This is a genomic window from Sphingobium sp. Ant17 (genome assembly GCF_000588875.1).
Lineage (GTDB): Bacteria > Pseudomonadota > Alphaproteobacteria > Sphingomonadales > Sphingomonadaceae > Sphingobium.
Genome location: NZ_JEMV01000035.1, coordinates 1 through 16,112, shown reverse-complemented (window position 1 = coordinate 16,112; position 16,112 = coordinate 1). Strand labels below are relative to the sequence as shown.

Sequence of the window (16,112 nt, the reverse complement as noted above, 5' to 3'; positions counted from 1 at the left end):
GCCGCTATCCTACCGCTAAAAATTATTCAGTGCAACGTATTGCACCCAGCGAAACATTCGCCTAATAGAGTTTCCAGATTAGGTGCCGAAGCCGCATGTTTAGCGTCGTCGAGCATGCTGGACACAGCGCCAAAAAAGGCGGCAATTTTGGGAGAGCAGTCAATGTCATCGGTCAGCGAACTTGGATATCTCGGCATGTCAGTGACAGATCTCGATGCGTGGCGAGCCTACGCAGCAGAGGTTGCCGGAATGGAAGTCGTCGACGAAGGTGAGAGTGATCGCATCTATCTCCGGATGGATCTGTGGCATCATCGCATAGCACTTATCAAAGGCGACACTGACGATCTCGCCTACATGGGCTGGCGGCTTGGTGATCCGACCGAGTTCGAGGCAATGGTTGAAAAGCTGACCAACGCCGGGATAGCAGTGACTGTGGCGAGCGATGCCGAAGCCCGCGAGCGCCGCGTGCTCGGCCTGGCCAAGTTGACCGATCCCGGTGGAAACCCCACCGAAATCTTCTACGGCCCGCAAGTGGATGCCCACAAGCCTTTCCATCCCGGACGCCCCATGTTCGGCAAATTCGTCACCGGGTCGGAGGGGATCGGTCACTGCATCCTGCGCCAAGACGATGTCGAAGCCGCAGCCGCGTTTTACCGCCTGTTGGGGCTGCGCGGATCGGTTGAATACCAGTTGCATCTGCCCAACGGCATGGTGGCCATGCCGTACTTCATGCATTGCAATGAACGGCAGCACTCGGTCGCCTTCGGCCTCGGCCCGATGGAAAAGCGCATTAACCATCTGATGTTTGAATATACCGAACTGGACGACCTCGGGCTCGCCCACGACATCGTGCGCGAGCGTCAGATTGATGTCGCGCTTCAGCTCGGCAAGCATGCCAACGATTTGGCCCTCACCTTCTACTGCGCCAACCCTTCTGGCTGGCTGTGGGAATTTGGTTGGGGTGCTCGTAAGGCGCCTGCCCAGCAGGAATTCTACACCCGCGACATTTTCGGTCACGGCAATGAGGCCCAGGGGTACGGCATGGATGTTCCTCTCCAGTAAGCCGCCTCCAGACTGGCTGCTATATCAAATACATCAAAGGATTACGAAGCACGATGACAAGTAAGGTACGTCTTTGCCCGGTTGCTGACGTCAAGGATGGCGAACCGGTCGGAGTGTTTCTGGAGCAACTGCCCGCGCTGGCTGTCTACAACGTCGATGGTGATATCTTCGTCACCGACAACATGTGCACCCATGGAAACGCAATGCTGACTGATGGGTACCAAGATGGCGGCATCATCGAATGCCCATTTCATGGTGGATCGTTCGATATCGCCACTGGGGCGGCGAAGGCCTTTCCTTGCCAGGTTGCGATCAAGACTTACCCCGTCAGGATCGAAGACGGGTGGGTCTGCATCGATCAACTGGAAGGAGTGGCCTGAGATGGATCCGAACATTTCCGAGCGCCTTCGCTTGCAGTATCTTGCAACCGAAATCAACGCCATCCATGCCGAGTGGATAGATGATGATCGACTTGAGGAATGGCCAGAGCTGTTCGCGGACGACTGCATTTACAAGGTTATCGCGCGCGAGAACCATGACCGCAATCTGACCGTCTCGGCGATATTCTGCGATAGCAAAGGCATGCTGGTCGACCGCATCGTATCCTTGCGCAAAGCAAATATCTTTCCGGTGCACAGCTATCGTCATATTCTGGGGCCTACTCGCATCGTGTCAGAACACGAATTAAAGATCACGGCTCAAACAAATTACACCGTATTCATGACTCGAGCGGACGGTCGTACGGAAATATACAATTCCGGCAAATATATCGATGAAATCGACTGTAGCGGAGAGAAACCGCTCTTTACATCGAAAGTCGCTGTATTTGACACGAATGTCATAGATACAATGATGGTACGTCCAATATAAGCCGATTGTGAGATTTTACTTATGCCAGAAACAGTGCTTAAGGGTAGTCAAGATTCGGATGCATCGGACGTTGCCGGGTGCCGTGTACCGTATCGCGTATTCACCGATCCGGAATATTATCGGCGAGAGCAAGAGAATATCTTCCAGGGAGAAACATGGTCTTTCGTTGCCCTGGAAGCGGAAGTGCCCGAACCGGGAGACTTCAAATCAACCTTCGTGGGCGAGACTCCGGTCATAGTGACCCGTGCCAGTGACGGTAAAGTGCATGCCGTGGTCAATCGTTGCGCGCACCGCGGTGCACTGGTTTGCCGCGAAGTGCGCGGCAACCGCCCAAATCTGGAATGCGTATACCATCAGTGGGCCTATGATCTGGAAGGCAATCTGATCGGAGTCCCATTCCGGCGTGGCCTCAAGGGTCAGGGCGGCATGCCCGGTGACTTCGACATGAAGCAACACGGCCTGAGAAAGCTCCGTGCGGAAAGCATTGGCGGTCTGGTTTTCGCCAGTTTCTCTGAAACCGTTGAACCGCTGCGTGACTTTTTGGGGCCGATCGTGATCGAGCACATCGAGCGCATCATGTGCAAGCCAATCAAGGTGCTGGGCGACCAGCGCCAGCATGTGCATGGCAACTGGAAGCTCTACGCCGAAAACACGCGCGACCCATATCACGCAAGCCTACTCCACCTGTTCCACAACACATTCGGATTATACCGATCGACACAGACGGGCAAAAGCGTGATGGACGCGAACAAGCGTCATTCGCTGCTTTACTCGATCGCTGCCAGCAACGACGATGCCGCGGATAAGCAGGCCTATGGGGATTCTCGCACCTTTAACACCGATTTCAAGCTGCAGGACATGTCGCTCCTTAAAGGTCGGCAGGAATTCGATGATGGCATAACCCTCGTTATCCTCGCAGTGTTCCCCAATCTGGTGCTCCAGCAGATTCAGAACACCCTGGCGGTGCGGCAGATACTAACCAAGGGCACCGACGGCTTCGAGCTTGTCTGGACCCATTTCGGCTACGCTGATGATGATGCCGAGATGCAGGCTATCCGGCAAAAGCAAACCAACCTGATCGGTCCGGCCGGGCTGATCTCCATGGAAGATGGTGAAGCTGTCGAAATCGTCCAAAGGGCCGTCATTGGCGAAATGGAAGCAGAATCTTACATCGCCATGGGCGGAGGCCGTGCGGACGATGCAGATCACCTGGTCACCGAGGGCTCAATCGTTGGATTCTGGGAAAACTACGAAAAGCTAGTGGGTTACGGAGCCGCGTCATGACCAAAAAGATCGATTTCTATTTCGATTTCATCAGTCCGTTCAGCTACCTCGCGCAGGCGAAACTGCCTGATTTGGCCCGCAGGACCGGCTGCCTGATCGAATATTGGCCGATCGACATTCCGGAGGCGAAGATTGCTGCCGGAAACTATGGCCCGTCCAACCGCGAAGTTGTTCCCAAGATAAAGGTCCTGATGGCCGATTTGGAGCGCTGGGCGGTCAAGTACGGGGTACCTTTGACGTTTCCCGCGAGCTTCGCCTGTTCGGATTGGAACTGTGCAGCGCTTTATGCCCGCAGCCACGGCCGGGCGGAAGCATTTGTTAGTGCCGCGTTCCACCGAATCTGGGGGATCGGGATTGATCCGCGCGATCGGAATGAGTTGCGCGGCTGTGCCGAAGACGTTGGATTGGACGCAGATGCATTGTGCGAATTCGTCGCTTCACCCGCGGGCCGGGGCGAATACCGCAAGGCCCGTACGCAAGCCTACCAGCGAGGCGTATTCGGCGCGCCGATGATGTTTGTCGATGATCAGATATTCTGGGGCAACGATCGCCTCGATTTTCTTGAAAGTTATCTTCTTGATTAAAATTCAAAGTATGAAGTTTATAAAAGATTAATATGGATGGGAGCTTCCGAGGTGTGGGTCCAAAAACCATCGTCGCTCTCGACAGCATGGCGTTTGGCCGCGCTCGATGCAAAGTCGCACGTATTTAGCGTCGTAAAGGCTGCTTTCAGAGAGAGAGTGTTGGGTGCAATGAAGGAAGCTTTCCTTTACAATTTTAAGAAACTCGTAGCCCCGCTTTTGGCAGCGTAGTGTGGTCGATAGGAAGCCCCCAGTTAGCATGACCGCTCTAAAAAAGAAGCTTTTGATCCCAATTCCTCTTATAATCTTATTCGTTCCAATGATTTAATTAAAACAAGTATTTAGGGAGATGGAAATGAACCAGAATAGGCACAGAATATTTCTTTTGGCTGGCAGCGGTTTAGCTATGGTCGTGTCATCCGCCCCCGCTTGGGCGCAAGATGCGGCAAATGTCCAAGCAGCCGTCGAACAGAGCAGCGGAGGTCTCGATGAAATTGTGGTGACCGCACGCAAACGTGAAGAAAATGCGCAAGACACCCCAATCGCAATTACTGCGATGAGCGGTGACATGATTGAAGGTCGGCAGATATCCAACGTCGCGCAGGTTGCATCCTACGCGCCGAACGTCGCTATCCAGCCAGTTGCGAATATCTCCGGATCAAGCGCGTCACTCACCGCTTTCATCCGTGGTGTGGGGCAAACTGACTTCAATATCACGGTAGACCCTGGCGTGGGCATCTATGTTGATGGTGTCTATGTGGCGCGGTCGGTTGGCGGTCTCTTGGAAATGGCCGACATCCAAAGTGTACAGATCCTTCGTGGGCCCCAGGGAACGCTCTTCGGCAAGAACACCATTGGCGGCGCGATCGTCGTCAACAGCCGCGAGCCTTCCAACGAGTTTGAGCTCAAGCTCGAGGCCGCTACCGGTCGGTTCAATCGGGCGGACATCAAGGGGATCATTAATATTCCCATCAGCGACACGCTCGCCATGCGAGCGGTCGCATCCTATGAAACGCGCGACGGCTACCAGTTGCGGCTGGTTGACGGTGACCGGCAGGGCGACAAGGACAGTTTCTCAGGACGCGTAGCCTTCAAGTGGGAACCAAGTGATGTTTTCACAGCGACCTTGGCAGGCGACGTTAACATTCGTCGCGAAGGGACCGCCTCAAATACTCTTATCGAAAACCGGGATTCGCCCGATCTGTTGCAGTTCGTCACCACTCCCAACGGTACGTTCGCTTTCCCAAGTGCGAATTTTGGATACAACAAGCTCGGCGGCGGGGCCGGTCAGTGCGGTGCGCCCGGCGAACTGGCACCCCTTGATAATCCCAACTGTGTCTCCTCTCGCTGGGTTACCGGTGACATCGACACGACATGGGCTGGCAGCAACAACCAGTCCGATTTCGACCTTTGGGGTACAAACCTCACGCTGGAGTATAATTTAGGGAATCTGACCCTGAAATCGATCAGCGCCTATCGCGAACAAAATTCAATCATTGAGTCAGACTTTGACGCAACGCCACACGTGGTAACCCAGAATACCAACAAGCTCGACCTGTGGCAGGCCTCCCAGGAACTTCAACTGAACGGAAGTGTGCTGGACGACCGGTTGAAATTTACTCTCGGCGCGTATTACCTTAAGGAGAAGGGGTTCGGCGACGAGCTGCTGCAGTTTGGCTTCGCCGATTTCTTTAGCGGCGGCGGGATCGACAATGACAGTTACGCCGCCTTCGCTCAGGCGACATTTGAGGTTACGGACCGGCTTTCGATCACCCCGGGCATTCGCTACACTGACGAAACAAAGCGCTTCGATCCGTCTGTGCAAGTCATCACCGTCGATCGGACGGCCGGTTTGCCTGGCCCATATCCAGATGGTGTGTTCATCCAGTTTGCTCGCTGTATCACCGGACAGGCTGCGCCAGTGCTCGGGCCTGATGGGTTCCCCGATCCAACCTGCGTTCCCTCGGCAACCAATCCGGGCGGCAACCACGTTGTCCCCGCTGTCGAAGTTGCCGCCAAGGCCAAGGAGTGGACCCCGGCAGTGTCGGCAAACTACGAGTTCAGTGATGATGTCATGGGCTATGTCTCTTATTCGAAGGGATTCAAGAACGGCGGTTTCACCCAGCGTATCTTCCCGGGCGAACTGGTAACCCCCTCCTTCACGCCCGAATTCGTCGAAACCTACGAGGTCGGCCTCAAGACCGAGTTGTTCGATCGCCGCCTGCGGTTGAACATGGCGGTGTTCCAGTCTGATTATACCGACATCCAGATCGTCGTCAGCGAGGGCATTGCACCCAAGGCACGCAACGGTGGTGTCGGACGGATCAGAGGCTTTGAAATCGAGGGACAGGCTGCCCCGACCGATTGGTTGCGGATTGACTACGGCCTGGGCTATCTGGACGCTGGCTATCGCTCGGTGCTTGCGAGCGCGTTTCCTGTGAACATCGACTCCAAGTTCGCTATGGTGCCTGAATGGACAGGAACCGTTGCAGCGAATGCGACTGTGCTCGACAATGAAAACGGCAAGCTGGTACTCCGTGGTGATTGGTATCATCAGAGTTCAACTTTCAAGGACGCTATCAACAACCCGCAACTTTTCCAACCCGCTTACAGCGTGTTCGGTGCGAACGCTTCATACACCCTCCCTGGAGATCATTTCACGATCACCGGAGGCGTTACCAATCTGACTGATAAGCGGTACATCCAAGGTGGCTTTGTCGATCTTGATGTGGCTGGTCTGGCAACTGCCAACTTTTCCCGCCCACGGGAATGGTTCCTCAGGGTCGGTTATGAATTCTAAAACTTAGGATCGGGGGGCGGCTTAACTTGCCGCCCCCTTTTGTCTCAGACGAAGCGGAAGGGTGACAGATTGTTGACAAGTGTATCTTGTCCATTCGTTGAAGTTTTAGAACCAACCTTTGTTGGCGCTGTGCGCTCGTGAAACGGATCGTCGTTGCCATAACCGGAGCAACCGGTGCGATCTACGGGTTGCGTCTGTTGACAATGCTGAAAGATCAAGCTGGCTGGGAAACGCATTTGGTCATGTCGCAGGCCGCCTTGCTCAACATCCGCGAAGAGCTTGTCGATGGGCGGCAGCAATTCGAGGATGCTGCAAACGTCGTGCACAGCAGCCGCAATGTAGGGGCGAGCATCGCGAGCGGTTCGTTCCTGTGCGAAGGCATGGTGATCGCGCCATGCTCAATGCGGACATTGGCTGCAGTCGCCAATGGCCTGTCCGACAATCTGATTACACGCGCGGCGGACGTCATGCTTAAGGAACGGCGCAAACTGGTGCTGATGACGAGAGAAACGCCGCTTAATCTGGCACACCTTCGCAACATGACTGCGTGCACAGAAATGGGCGCGGTGATCTTCCCCCCCGTACCAGCGTTTTACAATCGCCCACTCGAAATCGACGAAATTATCGATCACAGCTGCATGCGGGTGCTTGATCAATTCGGACTTCATCGCAACCTGGAGAATCGTTGGCAGGGATTGACTGGCGAAAACCCCGATCCGGCATTGCCAGTCAAGAAAATCGAAAGGCAGGCATGATGACTTGGTATCTAAGCTCGACTTTGTACGATTAGGTAGCGAAGCATAGTGCTTGAGCCATACGTACGAGGCGGGTTGTCGGAATATAGTGCGTTTCTCGGTGCGGCGGGGAGTGTGGATTAATGTCGCCGACCCAGATCTGGAGGCGGACGGCACCGATGGCGTCACTGAATGTCGGGCTGGTTTTTCGATACCACGCGGCGGAATACGGGGTGCTTTTATTGGTCAGCAGATCGCAGGCCCATAGTGATATAAGAGTGTAGAGACCCAGCAGCGCCGGTGTGGTTCGCGCTATGGCTTTGTCGGTCCACTGGCGCTGTGTCTCGACACCCAGGTGAGCGCGGGTTTCGGCAAATGTGACCTCAATCTGCCACCGCCGGACGTAGAGGGCGATGATGTCGGCGGGCTCGAGGGTGATGTCGGTACTGAAGAAGGCTTGCGGCTCGCGCTTTCCGTCAGGGTCGCGAACCAAGACCCAGCGGGCCGGCAAGACCGGGGTGCCGGGCCTGTACCATAATGCGATGTCGGATGTGATCTCGAGCGTCTTGCCGTTGAGATGGCCATACCAGGCAGAGACGAGAATGCTGGTCCAGTGAAGCGCCCCGGGTTTTCAGGAGGCAGTTTTCATTTGGCTATGCAGCCATATCGAGGTTCTCGAGGGCTGCATAGTAATTGTCTTCGGCCTCAGCGGGCGGGATGTGCCCGATAGGGCCGAAGAGCCGGTGATTATTGTACCAATCGACCCAGCGCAGCGTTGCCATTTCCACGGCCGAAACGCTTGGCCATGATCGCTGCCGCCAGATGACCTCGGCCTTGTAAAGGCCGTTGATCGTCTCGGCTAAGGCGTTGTCGTAGGAATCACCGACGCTACCGACCGAGGGGACGAGTTTGGCCTCGGCCAAGCGCTGGGTATAGTTCATGGCAAGATATTGAACTCCCCTGTCGCTATGGTGGATCAGTCCATCATCGGGACCGGGCCTRCGGGCATGRATCGCCTGCTCCAGGGCATCCAGAACGAAGYTGGCAGTGGCTGACGTKCTGACCTTCCATCCGACRATCCGCCGGGCAAAAGCRTCAATCACGAAGGCGACATAGACGAAGCCTGCCCAAGTATGCACGTAGGTGAAATCGACGACCCACAGGGCGTTTGGCCGGCTGACGCGAAATGCCCGATTGACCTTGTCCAGCGGACACGGCGCCTTCGGGTTGCTGATGGTGGTGATCGTCTTCTTCCCACGACGGACGCCTGCCAGCCCCATGGCGCGCATTAATCGTTCCACCGTGCATTTCGCCACCATGATGCCTTCACGCCGCATCTGGTGCCAGACCTTGCGTGCGCCATAGAGACCGAAGCTGGCCTCATGGACCCGCTTGATCTGCTCCCTGATCTCGTCATCACGCTGCGCACGTGCTGGACGCCTGCCGGGATCGGCACTACGCGCGGCGTGTTCATGGTAGGAGGATGGGGCGATTGCCAGTTCCCGGCAGATCGGCTCGATACCCAAAWTCCTCGCGATGGACGTCGATGAACGCCATCATCATCTCCCGGGGCGGTCGAGTATCCGTCTTGGTCAAGGTCGTTTTGGCTGCCAATCACGCCCTTCACGCAGCAGCGTGTTTGCCAGAACGATGATGCGACGCATGACGGCGGTGAGTGGCGACCTTTTTCGCCTTTCCTGCATTTACGAGCTGCTGATATTTGTCGCGGAGATCGTGATTAAAGCGAATGGCGACCAACGCAGGCATGTAGATTGCCCGCCGGAGTGACGCCCGGCCACCAATAATCCGCTCTTTGCCCTGCCACTTGCCTGACTGTTGCGTCATGGGCGCAAGTCCAGCCAGAGCAGCAATCTTTTTGCTGTCGAGATGCCCAAGTTCCGGCATGTCGATCACCAAGATGGTCGCGGTTAATCTGCCGACCCCCGGAATGGTCATCAGACGCCTGATGCGCTCATCAAGGGTTCCACGCTGTTTGGCGATCTGGGCAACGACTTCATCCAAGGCTTTGATGTCGGTGTCAATGTCATTGATCCGGCGGCAGAGTTGGTCTTTCACCAAAGGGTTGGTTGCTGTAGCAAGGCGTGTCTTTGCCGTGATCTGATCTTTGACCAAGGCACGCCGTGCTGTCAGCAACTCCCTGAGATCATGAACATCTTCACCTTCTATGCCTTGAGGGGTCAAATCCAGAACAATCCCCATGCGAGCCAGCATTTTGGCGTCAACGCTATCGGTTTTGGCCAGTCGGCCGATAGCCTGTGCAAATCGTCGCGCTTGTTTCGGATTGACCTTGATGAAGGGGTGCCCCGCCAAACTGAGATATCGCTCAAGCCCACGATGATAGGCACCGGTCGCCTCGAAAACGAACAGTACCCCATCATTCTCGCCCAGCCAGGCGCATAGCTGAGCGAAACCTTCAGCCGTATTAGGCAGGCTGAGCGCTACGTCATGGGAGTGCCAGAAAGCGTCCAGACGGTCTTTCGACACATCGATTCCGATGGTATCCTTTGCCATCTTTTCTATCCACCTTTGCTTGTCGTTCGGGCCCGGAGCCCACGTATCCGTTCAGTCGTAAGAAAAGAGACAGGGACTCGCCAAACTCGACCGCGGTCCTGCAAGACCAAGCTCCGCACGGCGCCGCCCCCGCCACCACCCGGCACCGCAGCTGCGGTGCCGGGTAGTGGCCTCCCCTTTTTGCCTAGGAGCCAGGGATTCTCATAAGACAAAGCTCCGCCATCGCAAAAATACGCAGATGCCTTGCGCAAAATCTCGTTGGCCCGGCGTAGTTCCTTCACTTCGCGCTCTAGCAGCCTTAGCCGCTCACGGTCATCGGCAGCCAACGCCGCTGGCCCCGCTCGTCGGCCCGCCTCCTCGCGGCACCAGCGGCGCAGCGTCTCCAGCGAGCAGCCGAGCTTCGCAGCGATCGACTTCATCACTTCCCATTCCGAGCCATATTCGGCCCGCTGCTCCATCACCATACGAACCGCCCGTTCGCGAACTTCAGGTGAAAATTTGTTGGTTGTCTTGCTCATAACGGATGCTCCTTCTCACAAGTTGGAGCCTCCTGAAAACCCGGGACGCTTCACTTTCGGCGAAGCACGGTTAAGCCGGCCTCATCTACACCGTGAACTTGGAAAACCGTTTTGGCCAGATCAAGGCCAATTGTAACAACTCATACCATCCGTCCGTGATGCTGACACACGTGGGGGATTCCCAAAGCGGCGAAACTATGAATCTATGTCTTCGGGTTGGAGGGCATTGTCATGGGTGCAGCGATTGGATTGCGAGACGACTTTGATGCAGCGGGCTTGAGGCGACTGGCGCGGACGACGAAGAGCGCGAACCAGGGACGCCGACTGCTAGCTTTGGCGGAAATCTATGATGGCGCGAACCGCAGCGATGCCGCGCGCATCGGCGGAGTGACCCTGCAGATCGTGCGGGATTGGGTGGTGCGGTTCAACGCCCGAGGTCCAGCSGGTCTCCTTGACGGCAAGGCCCCAGGCAAGCCGCCCTTGCTGAATGATACCCAGCGCCAAGCGCTCGCGGAGGTCGTTGAAAGTGGACCGATACCAGCGATCCATGGAGTTGTGCGTTGGCGGCTGATCGACCTGGCGCGGTGGCTTCATGACGAATTTGGGGGTGTCTCTGACGGAAACGACCGTAGGGCGAGAGTTTGAAAAAAGCTGGGCTATGTSAAAATTGACGGCACGCCCACGTCACCATGCCCAGAACGAATATGCGATGGAGGACTTCAAAAAGGGGGCTTTGCAGCCGAGCTGGCAAAGATCAAAGCCGCTCTCCCGCGCGACACGCCCATAGAGGTATGGTTCCAGGACGAGGCCCGTATCGGCCAGAAAAACAAGATCACCCGCCGCTGGGCCAGGCGCGGCACCCGGCCTTCAGCGCCCAAGGATCAGAGGACCAAATCAGCCTACATCTTCGGCGCTATCTGCCCTGAGCTTGGTAAGCGCTGGCTTGGTCCTGCCCCTTCTGTAATACCCAGACCATGTCGCTGCACCTGGCGGAGATATCGCTCGCTATCGAACCAGGTGCCCACGGCGTGCTGCTGATGGATCAGGCCGGATGGCACATGACCGGGAAGCTGGAAGTACCCGATAATATCAGCATCGTTCCGCTGCCGCCAAAATGTCCTGAACTCAACCCGGTCGAAAATATCTGGCAGTTCATGCGCGATAACTGGCTATCCAACCGCATCTTCACGTCCCACGACAACATCGTCGACCTTTGCTGCGAAGCCTGGAACAGGCTGATCGATCAGCCCTGGCGCATCATGACAATTGGACGCCGCAAATGGGCACGTGGGTCGTGATCAATGCAGGTTGGTATAATAACTGCTCGTGATGTATAGCGAAAAGGGCGGCCCTTTCGAGCCGCCCTTTTCTTAGTCGCTGCATTGGTTTGATCGTCGATACCGACTATTATGAACAGGTTTCAGCATCTGGCTGTTTTGTTCTGGTTACCGCTTGCTGGCCTTTGTTAGGAATAAGCCGGGTCTTGTCGCACCTCCGCTAAATCAGATTACTTATGCTTGGTCGGATCGACCAGCTTGTAACCCATGCCGGGCTTCGGCGTCGGTGGCAGCGGTTCACCCCGCGTCACAGTCCGCTCTGCACCAGTGTCTCCGCCGCGAGGGCCGAAGATGCCGTACTGGCCCGAACGGGGCGCAGACTGACCAGGCTTCATCGTCTTGCTCATGATTTTCTCCTTTCTACCGCCATCTTCCACAAGATGTTGTGGCATTCATGGGCTGGCGACCACATCATGAATGAACCCGCGATTCGCGCAATAGGAAAAGGACAGAGAACGAACAAAATGCATTTGAATAACGTATCGTGATCGCTGGCCAGCGATCCGCACCATCTTTGATCGGCAGCCGAACAACGTAAGGGAGGCAGAGGAAAGCAAATTGCGGCGTAGTATGTTCGAAGAGGGGCGGCGCGTCCGCTAATCCACGGCGCAGGTAATGAGTAGCCAAAACCCCCGCTCCAACGCCGTTCGGGCTGATCTTGTCGAAGCCCAATTTTTATGCGGGGAGTGTGGCCCTTCGACTGCCTCGACTTCTCTGCCACCGCCCATCACCCCTTGCCCCCACCTTCTCCCCCCGCTAAGTTCCCTTTTCGTTCTGCAAAGGGAAATTTATGGACAGCCTTTCCGCCCTCCTGATTCTGGTCGCGCTGCTTGTCGGGCTGGCGGTGGGGTGGCTGTTGCGTGGGCGGATGCTTGCTCCGTTGGCGGCCGAGAAGGCGGATCTGGCCGCGCGGTTGGAGGTGGCCAGCACACAGCGCAATGGCGCGATCGCCGAGTTGGCGGTGGAGCAGGAGCGGGTGGCGCAGGCCCATGCCCAGATCGCCCGGCTCGACGCCGCACAGGTCGCGTCGGCGCAGCGGCTCGATGCGATCCAGGCCAGCGCGCAGGAGCGTTTCGAAACTGCTCAAGCTGAGCGTGAGGCGGCGCTGCGCGAACTCGCGGCGCTGCAGTCCGATACCCAGGCCCGCGCCGAAGCCTTTGAAGCGCAGATCGCCGCGCTTAAGGATGCCAAGGAACAGCTGTCCGCCCAGTTCAGCGAGATTGGCGGCAAGCTGCTGGGCGAGGCGCAGAAAACCTTCCTCGACCGCGCCGACCAGCGTTTTGCGCAGGCGAACGAGAAGAGCGAGGCACAGTTGAAGACCCTGCTTTCGCCCGTCGAAACCACGCTCAAACGCTATGAGGAGGGCCTGCAGCGGGTCGAGAAGGACCGCGTCGGCAGCTATGCCGAACTGCGCGAGGCGGTGAGCCAGGTGCATATCGGCCAGGGCCAAGTGCGCGAAGAGACCGCCAAGCTGGTCAATGCGCTGCGGGCCGCGCCCAAGACGCGCGGCCGCTGGGGCGAACAGCAGTTCAAGAATCTGATCGAGGCCGCCGGCCTGTCGGCCCATGTCGATTTCAGCGAGGAAGTATCAGTCGCGGTGGAAGATGGCCGGTTGCGCCCCGACTTCATCATCAACCTGCCCGGCGACCAGCAGATGGTGGTCGACGTGAAATGCTCGCTCGTCGCTTATCTGAACGCTGTCGACCAAGTCGACCCCGCGCTGCGCGACGCGCATATGGCCGACCATGCCCGCGCCATGCGCACCCATGCCGACGCGCTGGGGCGCAAGGCCTATTGGGAACAGTTCGACAAGGCACCCGACTTCGTCATCATGTATGTGCCGGGCGACAATTTCGTCACCGCCGCCCTGGAAGCGGACATGGACTTGTGGGAGCGCGCCGCGCGCAATCGCGTCATCATCTGTGGCCCGACGACCTTCCTGCCCCTGGCCCGCACCCTCGCCAGCCAGTGGCGACAGGCCAAGTTGCAGGATCAAGCGCGCGAAGTCGCTGAACTGGGCAAGCAACTCTACGAACGCCTTGCCGCTGCCGCAGGCACGCTCAAAAAGCTCGGCAATCGGCTCCACGGCGCGGTCGGCGACTATAACGCCTTCGTCGGCAGCTTCGAAGGCCGCGTGCTGGTGACCGGACGCAAGCTGCGTGACCTCAATATCGAGACCGGCGGCAAGGAATTGGAGGAGCTTGGCCCGGTCGAGGCGCTGGTCCGCGACCCCGCTTCCCCCGAAGCGCTGCGCGCCCTGCCCGACGCTGCGCAATAGCGCTGCGGAACCAACCGGCCTCGACCTGCGTCTCTTGCCTATGAAGCCTTGAAAATCAAAGCCGTAAGGGTTGTGAGGCAAGGGTCGGAGACTAACATGTGGAAGCAGTTCAGCATCAGGCGCGCGCCCAAGTCGCCTGCCGTTCCCCTCGAACCGGAACAACCGCGCCGGACCCGGCAGCCCGAACCGGAGCACCTCTTTGCCGACCTGATGGCGAAGCTTGATCGAATTCCTTATCCAATCCAGAACGGGTCTGTACTGAGGTTCTAAGATCCAGGCCATCGAACGTGGTGAAGGCGTAGCCAAGTCCCGGCATGCCCTGCGGTCATCTCTGATGGCAAGCATCACGTGTGAGACGAAGCCCCTCACCCCTCCCTTGCTCCATACTCCTGCCGCTGGCATGGCAGATCGATGAAAAAGATCGGCCTGCTTGGCGGCTCCTTCAATCCGGCGCATGGTGGCCACCGCGCCATATCGTTGTTTGCGGCTAAGGCGCTTGGGCTCAACGAAGTCTGGTGGCTTGTGTCCCCCGGCAACCCGCTCAAACCGCGCATCGGGATGGCCCCCCTCCCCGCGCGCCTCGCCCATGCCCGTCAGGTCGCGCGCCGCGCGCCGATTCGCGCGACCGCCATCGAGGCGACTTTGGGTACACGTTATACGGTCGATACGCTCCGCGCGCTTGCCCGCCGCTATCCCGGAAACCGCTTCATCTGGTTGATGGGAGCCGATAATCTGGTCCAGTTTGGCGAATGGCGCAACTGGCGTGGCATTGCCCGGCAAATGCCCATTGCCGTAATCGCCCGTCCAGGCTATGATAGCGATGCCTATGGCTCTGCGGCCATGAGCTGGCTGCGGCGCTTCGTCCGGTCCCCGCGCCAGAGTGCAGACTGGACGAATTGGAGACCACCGGCGCTCGTGCTTTTGCGCTTTCGCCCTGATCCAAGATCGGCGACCCTGCTTCGGCAGGCGGACCCCCTCTGGCATCGCGAATATGAAAGAGCGTGTGTGCGCGATCCGCTCACGCGTCGGTTAGTGATCTAGAATGGAGCCTTTTTGACCAGACCTCATCCCGCCAACGACACGGCCCCATTGGCCGATAGCGTGGCCGCCCTGCACGCCCTCGTCATGCAGTCGCTCGACGACGACCAGGCGCAGGAAACCATCTCCATCCCCCTGGAAGGCAAGAGCAGCATCGCCGATTATATGGTGATCGCGAGCGGTCGTTCGTCGCGTCAGGTCGCGGCGATCGCCCAGCATCTGGCCGAACGGATCAAAAAGGAAACCGGCCGTTCGGCACGAGTCGAAGGGCTGCCGGTCGCTGACTGGGTGCTGATCGACGCGGGCGACGTGATCGTTCATCTCTTCAAGCCCGAAGTGCGCAGCTTCTATAATCTGGAGCGCATGTGGGGCTTTGTCGATGCACCGGTCGCGGGTACGGCCTGAAGCCTTCGCCGAAGCCTTCGACAGCGACGCCATGACGCAGTAGGAGGAGCATCATGCTCCTCCACATCATCGCGCGCGGAAAAATCGGACGCTCACCCGAAGCCGGTCTGGTCGACCGCTATGTCAAGCGGTTGACCATGCCGCACAAGATCACCGAAATGCCGACCGGGGCGGCAAGCTGCCGCCTGCCGCGCCCGGCACCGTGACGGTGATGCTCGACGAAAAGGGGCGCCAGCTTGGCTCGATGGATTTCGCGCGGCGGCTGGAAGGCTGGCGCGACGCGGGCACCCGCGAATGCCGCTTCCTGATCGGCGCAGCGGATGGCTTCGACGATGCCGATCGGGCCAATGCGGACCTGCTGATCGCCTTTGGCGCAATGACCTGGCCCCACATGATGGCCCGCGCGATGCTGGCCGAACAATTGTGGCGCGCCTGCTCCATCCTTGCCAACCACCCCTATCATCGCGAAGGATAGCGGCGTGAAGCGGGGGACGATCATCACCGGTGGACTGCTGGCCCTTGTGGCGTTGGCCGCCACGCGCCTGCCGGCGGCCGATGACGCCGCGATCATCCTGCCCGGCACCGCAGGCACCACGTTGGCGCAGGAACAGGCCGCGCTCAAGGCCGCCCGCCGTCAGTCGGACGAAGCGCGCGACCGCTCGGCCCGCCTGGA

General features: G+C 58.0%; 13 protein-coding genes, 5 pseudogenes and 1 other annotated feature. Of the genes and pseudogenes, 13 read left to right on the top strand and 5 right to left on the bottom strand.

Annotated elements, in window-relative coordinates; all coding sequences use genetic code 11:
- Window positions 1-162: 162 nt before the first annotated feature.
- From bphC to BF95_RS15650, 7 genes are all read left to right on the top strand, one after another.
- Entirely contained in the window at window positions 163-1,062 is a 900-nt protein-coding gene (bphC, locus tag BF95_RS15680; protein WP_043152420.1) for a biphenyl-2,3-diol 1,2-dioxygenase, read from the top strand.
- Between the two features lie 53 nt (window positions 1,063-1,115).
- Entirely contained in the window at window positions 1,116-1,442 is a 327-nt protein-coding gene (locus BF95_RS15675; RefSeq protein ID WP_043152418.1) for a non-heme iron oxygenase ferredoxin subunit, read from the top strand.
- A gap of 1 nt (window position 1,443) precedes the next feature.
- Window positions 1,444-1,932, top strand: coding sequence for an aromatic-ring-hydroxylating dioxygenase subunit beta (locus tag BF95_RS15670; RefSeq protein WP_051520061.1), 489 nt, complete (start codon window positions 1,444-1,446; stop codon window positions 1,930-1,932).
- A gap of 21 nt (window positions 1,933-1,953) precedes the next feature.
- Complete coding sequence (locus tag BF95_RS15665) at window positions 1,954-3,216, top strand: aromatic ring-hydroxylating dioxygenase subunit alpha (RefSeq protein ID WP_043152416.1); 1,263 nt, start codon at window positions 1,954-1,956, stop codon at window positions 3,214-3,216.
- Entirely contained in the window at window positions 3,213-3,800 is a 588-nt protein-coding gene (locus BF95_RS15660; protein ID WP_043152414.1) for a 2-hydroxychromene-2-carboxylate isomerase, read from the top strand. Before BF95_RS15665 ends, BF95_RS15660 begins: the two co-directional genes overlap by 4 nt.
- 352 nt (window positions 3,801-4,152) lie before the next feature.
- Window positions 4,153-6,597, top strand: coding sequence for a TonB-dependent receptor (locus tag BF95_RS15655; RefSeq protein ID WP_235209793.1), 2,445 nt, complete (start codon window positions 4,153-4,155; stop codon window positions 6,595-6,597).
- A gap of 137 nt (window positions 6,598-6,734) precedes the next feature.
- Window positions 6,735-7,352 carry a UbiX family flavin prenyltransferase gene (locus BF95_RS15650; protein ID WP_051520059.1) on the top strand — a complete coding sequence of 206 codons (618 nt, stop codon included), beginning with the start codon at window positions 6,735-6,737 and terminating at the stop codon, window positions 7,350-7,352.
- A gap of 31 nt (window positions 7,353-7,383) precedes the next feature.
- On the opposite strand, the gene BF95_RS15645 is transcribed toward BF95_RS15650, so the two are convergent.
- From BF95_RS15645 to BF95_RS27430, 4 genes and pseudogenes are all read right to left on the bottom strand, one after another.
- Complete coding sequence (locus tag BF95_RS15645) at window positions 7,384-7,842, bottom strand: hypothetical protein (RefSeq protein ID WP_200866984.1); 459 nt, start codon at window positions 7,840-7,842, stop codon at window positions 7,384-7,386.
- A gap of 142 nt (window positions 7,843-7,984) precedes the next feature.
- Window positions 7,985-8,909, bottom strand: a pseudogene (locus BF95_RS15640) (IS3 family transposase); the annotation flags it as partial.
- Window positions 8,816-8,934 (bottom strand) — a sequence feature (AL1L pseudoknot). (Overlaps the previous pseudogene by 94 nt.)
- A 20-nt stretch (window positions 8,935-8,954) precedes the next feature.
- On the bottom strand, window positions 8,955-9,863 hold the full coding sequence (locus BF95_RS15635; protein WP_152542757.1) for an IS110 family transposase: 909 nt from the start codon (window positions 9,861-9,863) through the stop codon (window positions 8,955-8,957).
- A 212-nt stretch (window positions 9,864-10,075) separates the two neighbouring features.
- A pseudogene (locus tag BF95_RS27430) lies at window positions 10,076-10,381 on the bottom strand (transposase); the annotation flags it as partial.
- A gap of 231 nt (window positions 10,382-10,612) precedes the next feature.
- On the opposite strand from BF95_RS27430, the pseudogene BF95_RS26505 reads away from it, so the two are divergent.
- Window positions 10,613-11,679: pseudogene (locus BF95_RS26505) on the top strand (IS630 family transposase).
- A gap of 209 nt (window positions 11,680-11,888) precedes the next feature.
- Here the strand turns inward: BF95_RS26505 and BF95_RS28340 are convergent.
- Entirely contained in the window at window positions 11,889-12,065 is a 177-nt protein-coding gene (locus BF95_RS28340) for a hypothetical protein (RefSeq protein ID WP_171899226.1), read from the bottom strand.
- A gap of 443 nt (window positions 12,066-12,508) precedes the next feature.
- On the opposite strand from BF95_RS28340, the gene rmuC reads away from it, so the two are divergent.
- From rmuC to BF95_RS15585, 5 genes and pseudogenes are all read left to right on the top strand, one after another.
- Window positions 12,509-13,996, top strand: coding sequence for a DNA recombination protein RmuC (gene rmuC / locus BF95_RS15610; RefSeq protein ID WP_043152403.1), 1,488 nt, complete (start codon window positions 12,509-12,511; stop codon window positions 13,994-13,996).
- 411 nt (window positions 13,997-14,407) lie between these two features.
- Entirely contained in the window at window positions 14,408-15,037 is a 630-nt protein-coding gene (locus tag BF95_RS15600; RefSeq protein WP_043152401.1) for a nicotinate-nucleotide adenylyltransferase, read from the top strand.
- 12 nt (window positions 15,038-15,049) lie between these two features.
- Window positions 15,050-15,439 carry a ribosome silencing factor gene (gene rsfS, locus BF95_RS15595; RefSeq protein ID WP_043152398.1) on the top strand — a complete coding sequence of 130 codons (390 nt, stop codon included), beginning with the start codon at window positions 15,050-15,052 and terminating at the stop codon, window positions 15,437-15,439.
- 53 nt (window positions 15,440-15,492) lie between these two features.
- Window positions 15,493-15,914: pseudogene (locus BF95_RS15590) on the top strand (23S rRNA (pseudouridine(1915)-N(3))-methyltransferase RlmH).
- A 4-nt stretch (window positions 15,915-15,918) separates the two neighbouring features.
- Window positions 15,919-16,112 (top strand): annotated as a pseudogene (locus BF95_RS15585) (metalloendopeptidase); the annotation flags it as partial.

Coding starts and splice junctions, on each gene's coding strand:
- bphC (WP_043152420.1), top strand. CDS start 163: ATGTCATCGGTCAGCGAACTTGGATATCTCGGCATGTCAGTGACAGAT.
- BF95_RS15675 (WP_043152418.1), top strand. CDS start 1,116: ATGACAAGTAAGGTACGTCTTTGCCCGGTTGCTGACGTCAAGGATGGC.
- BF95_RS15670 (WP_051520061.1), top strand. CDS start 1,444: ATGGATCCGAACATTTCCGAGCGCCTTCGCTTGCAGTATCTTGCAACC.
- BF95_RS15665 (WP_043152416.1), top strand. CDS start 1,954: ATGCCAGAAACAGTGCTTAAGGGTAGTCAAGATTCGGATGCATCGGAC.
- BF95_RS15660 (WP_043152414.1), top strand. CDS start 3,213: ATGACCAAAAAGATCGATTTCTATTTCGATTTCATCAGTCCGTTCAGC.
- BF95_RS15655 (WP_235209793.1), top strand. CDS start 4,153: ATGAACCAGAATAGGCACAGAATATTTCTTTTGGCTGGCAGCGGTTTA.
- BF95_RS15635 (WP_152542757.1), bottom strand. CDS start 9,863: ATGGCAAAGGATACCATCGGAATCGATGTGTCGAAAGACCGTCTGGAC.
- BF95_RS28340 (WP_171899226.1), bottom strand. CDS start 12,065: ATGAGCAAGACGATGAAGCCTGGTCAGTCTGCGCCCCGTTCGGGCCAG.
- rmuC (WP_043152403.1), top strand. CDS start 12,509: ATGGACAGCCTTTCCGCCCTCCTGATTCTGGTCGCGCTGCTTGTCGGG.
- BF95_RS15600 (WP_043152401.1), top strand. CDS start 14,408: ATGAAAAAGATCGGCCTGCTTGGCGGCTCCTTCAATCCGGCGCATGGT.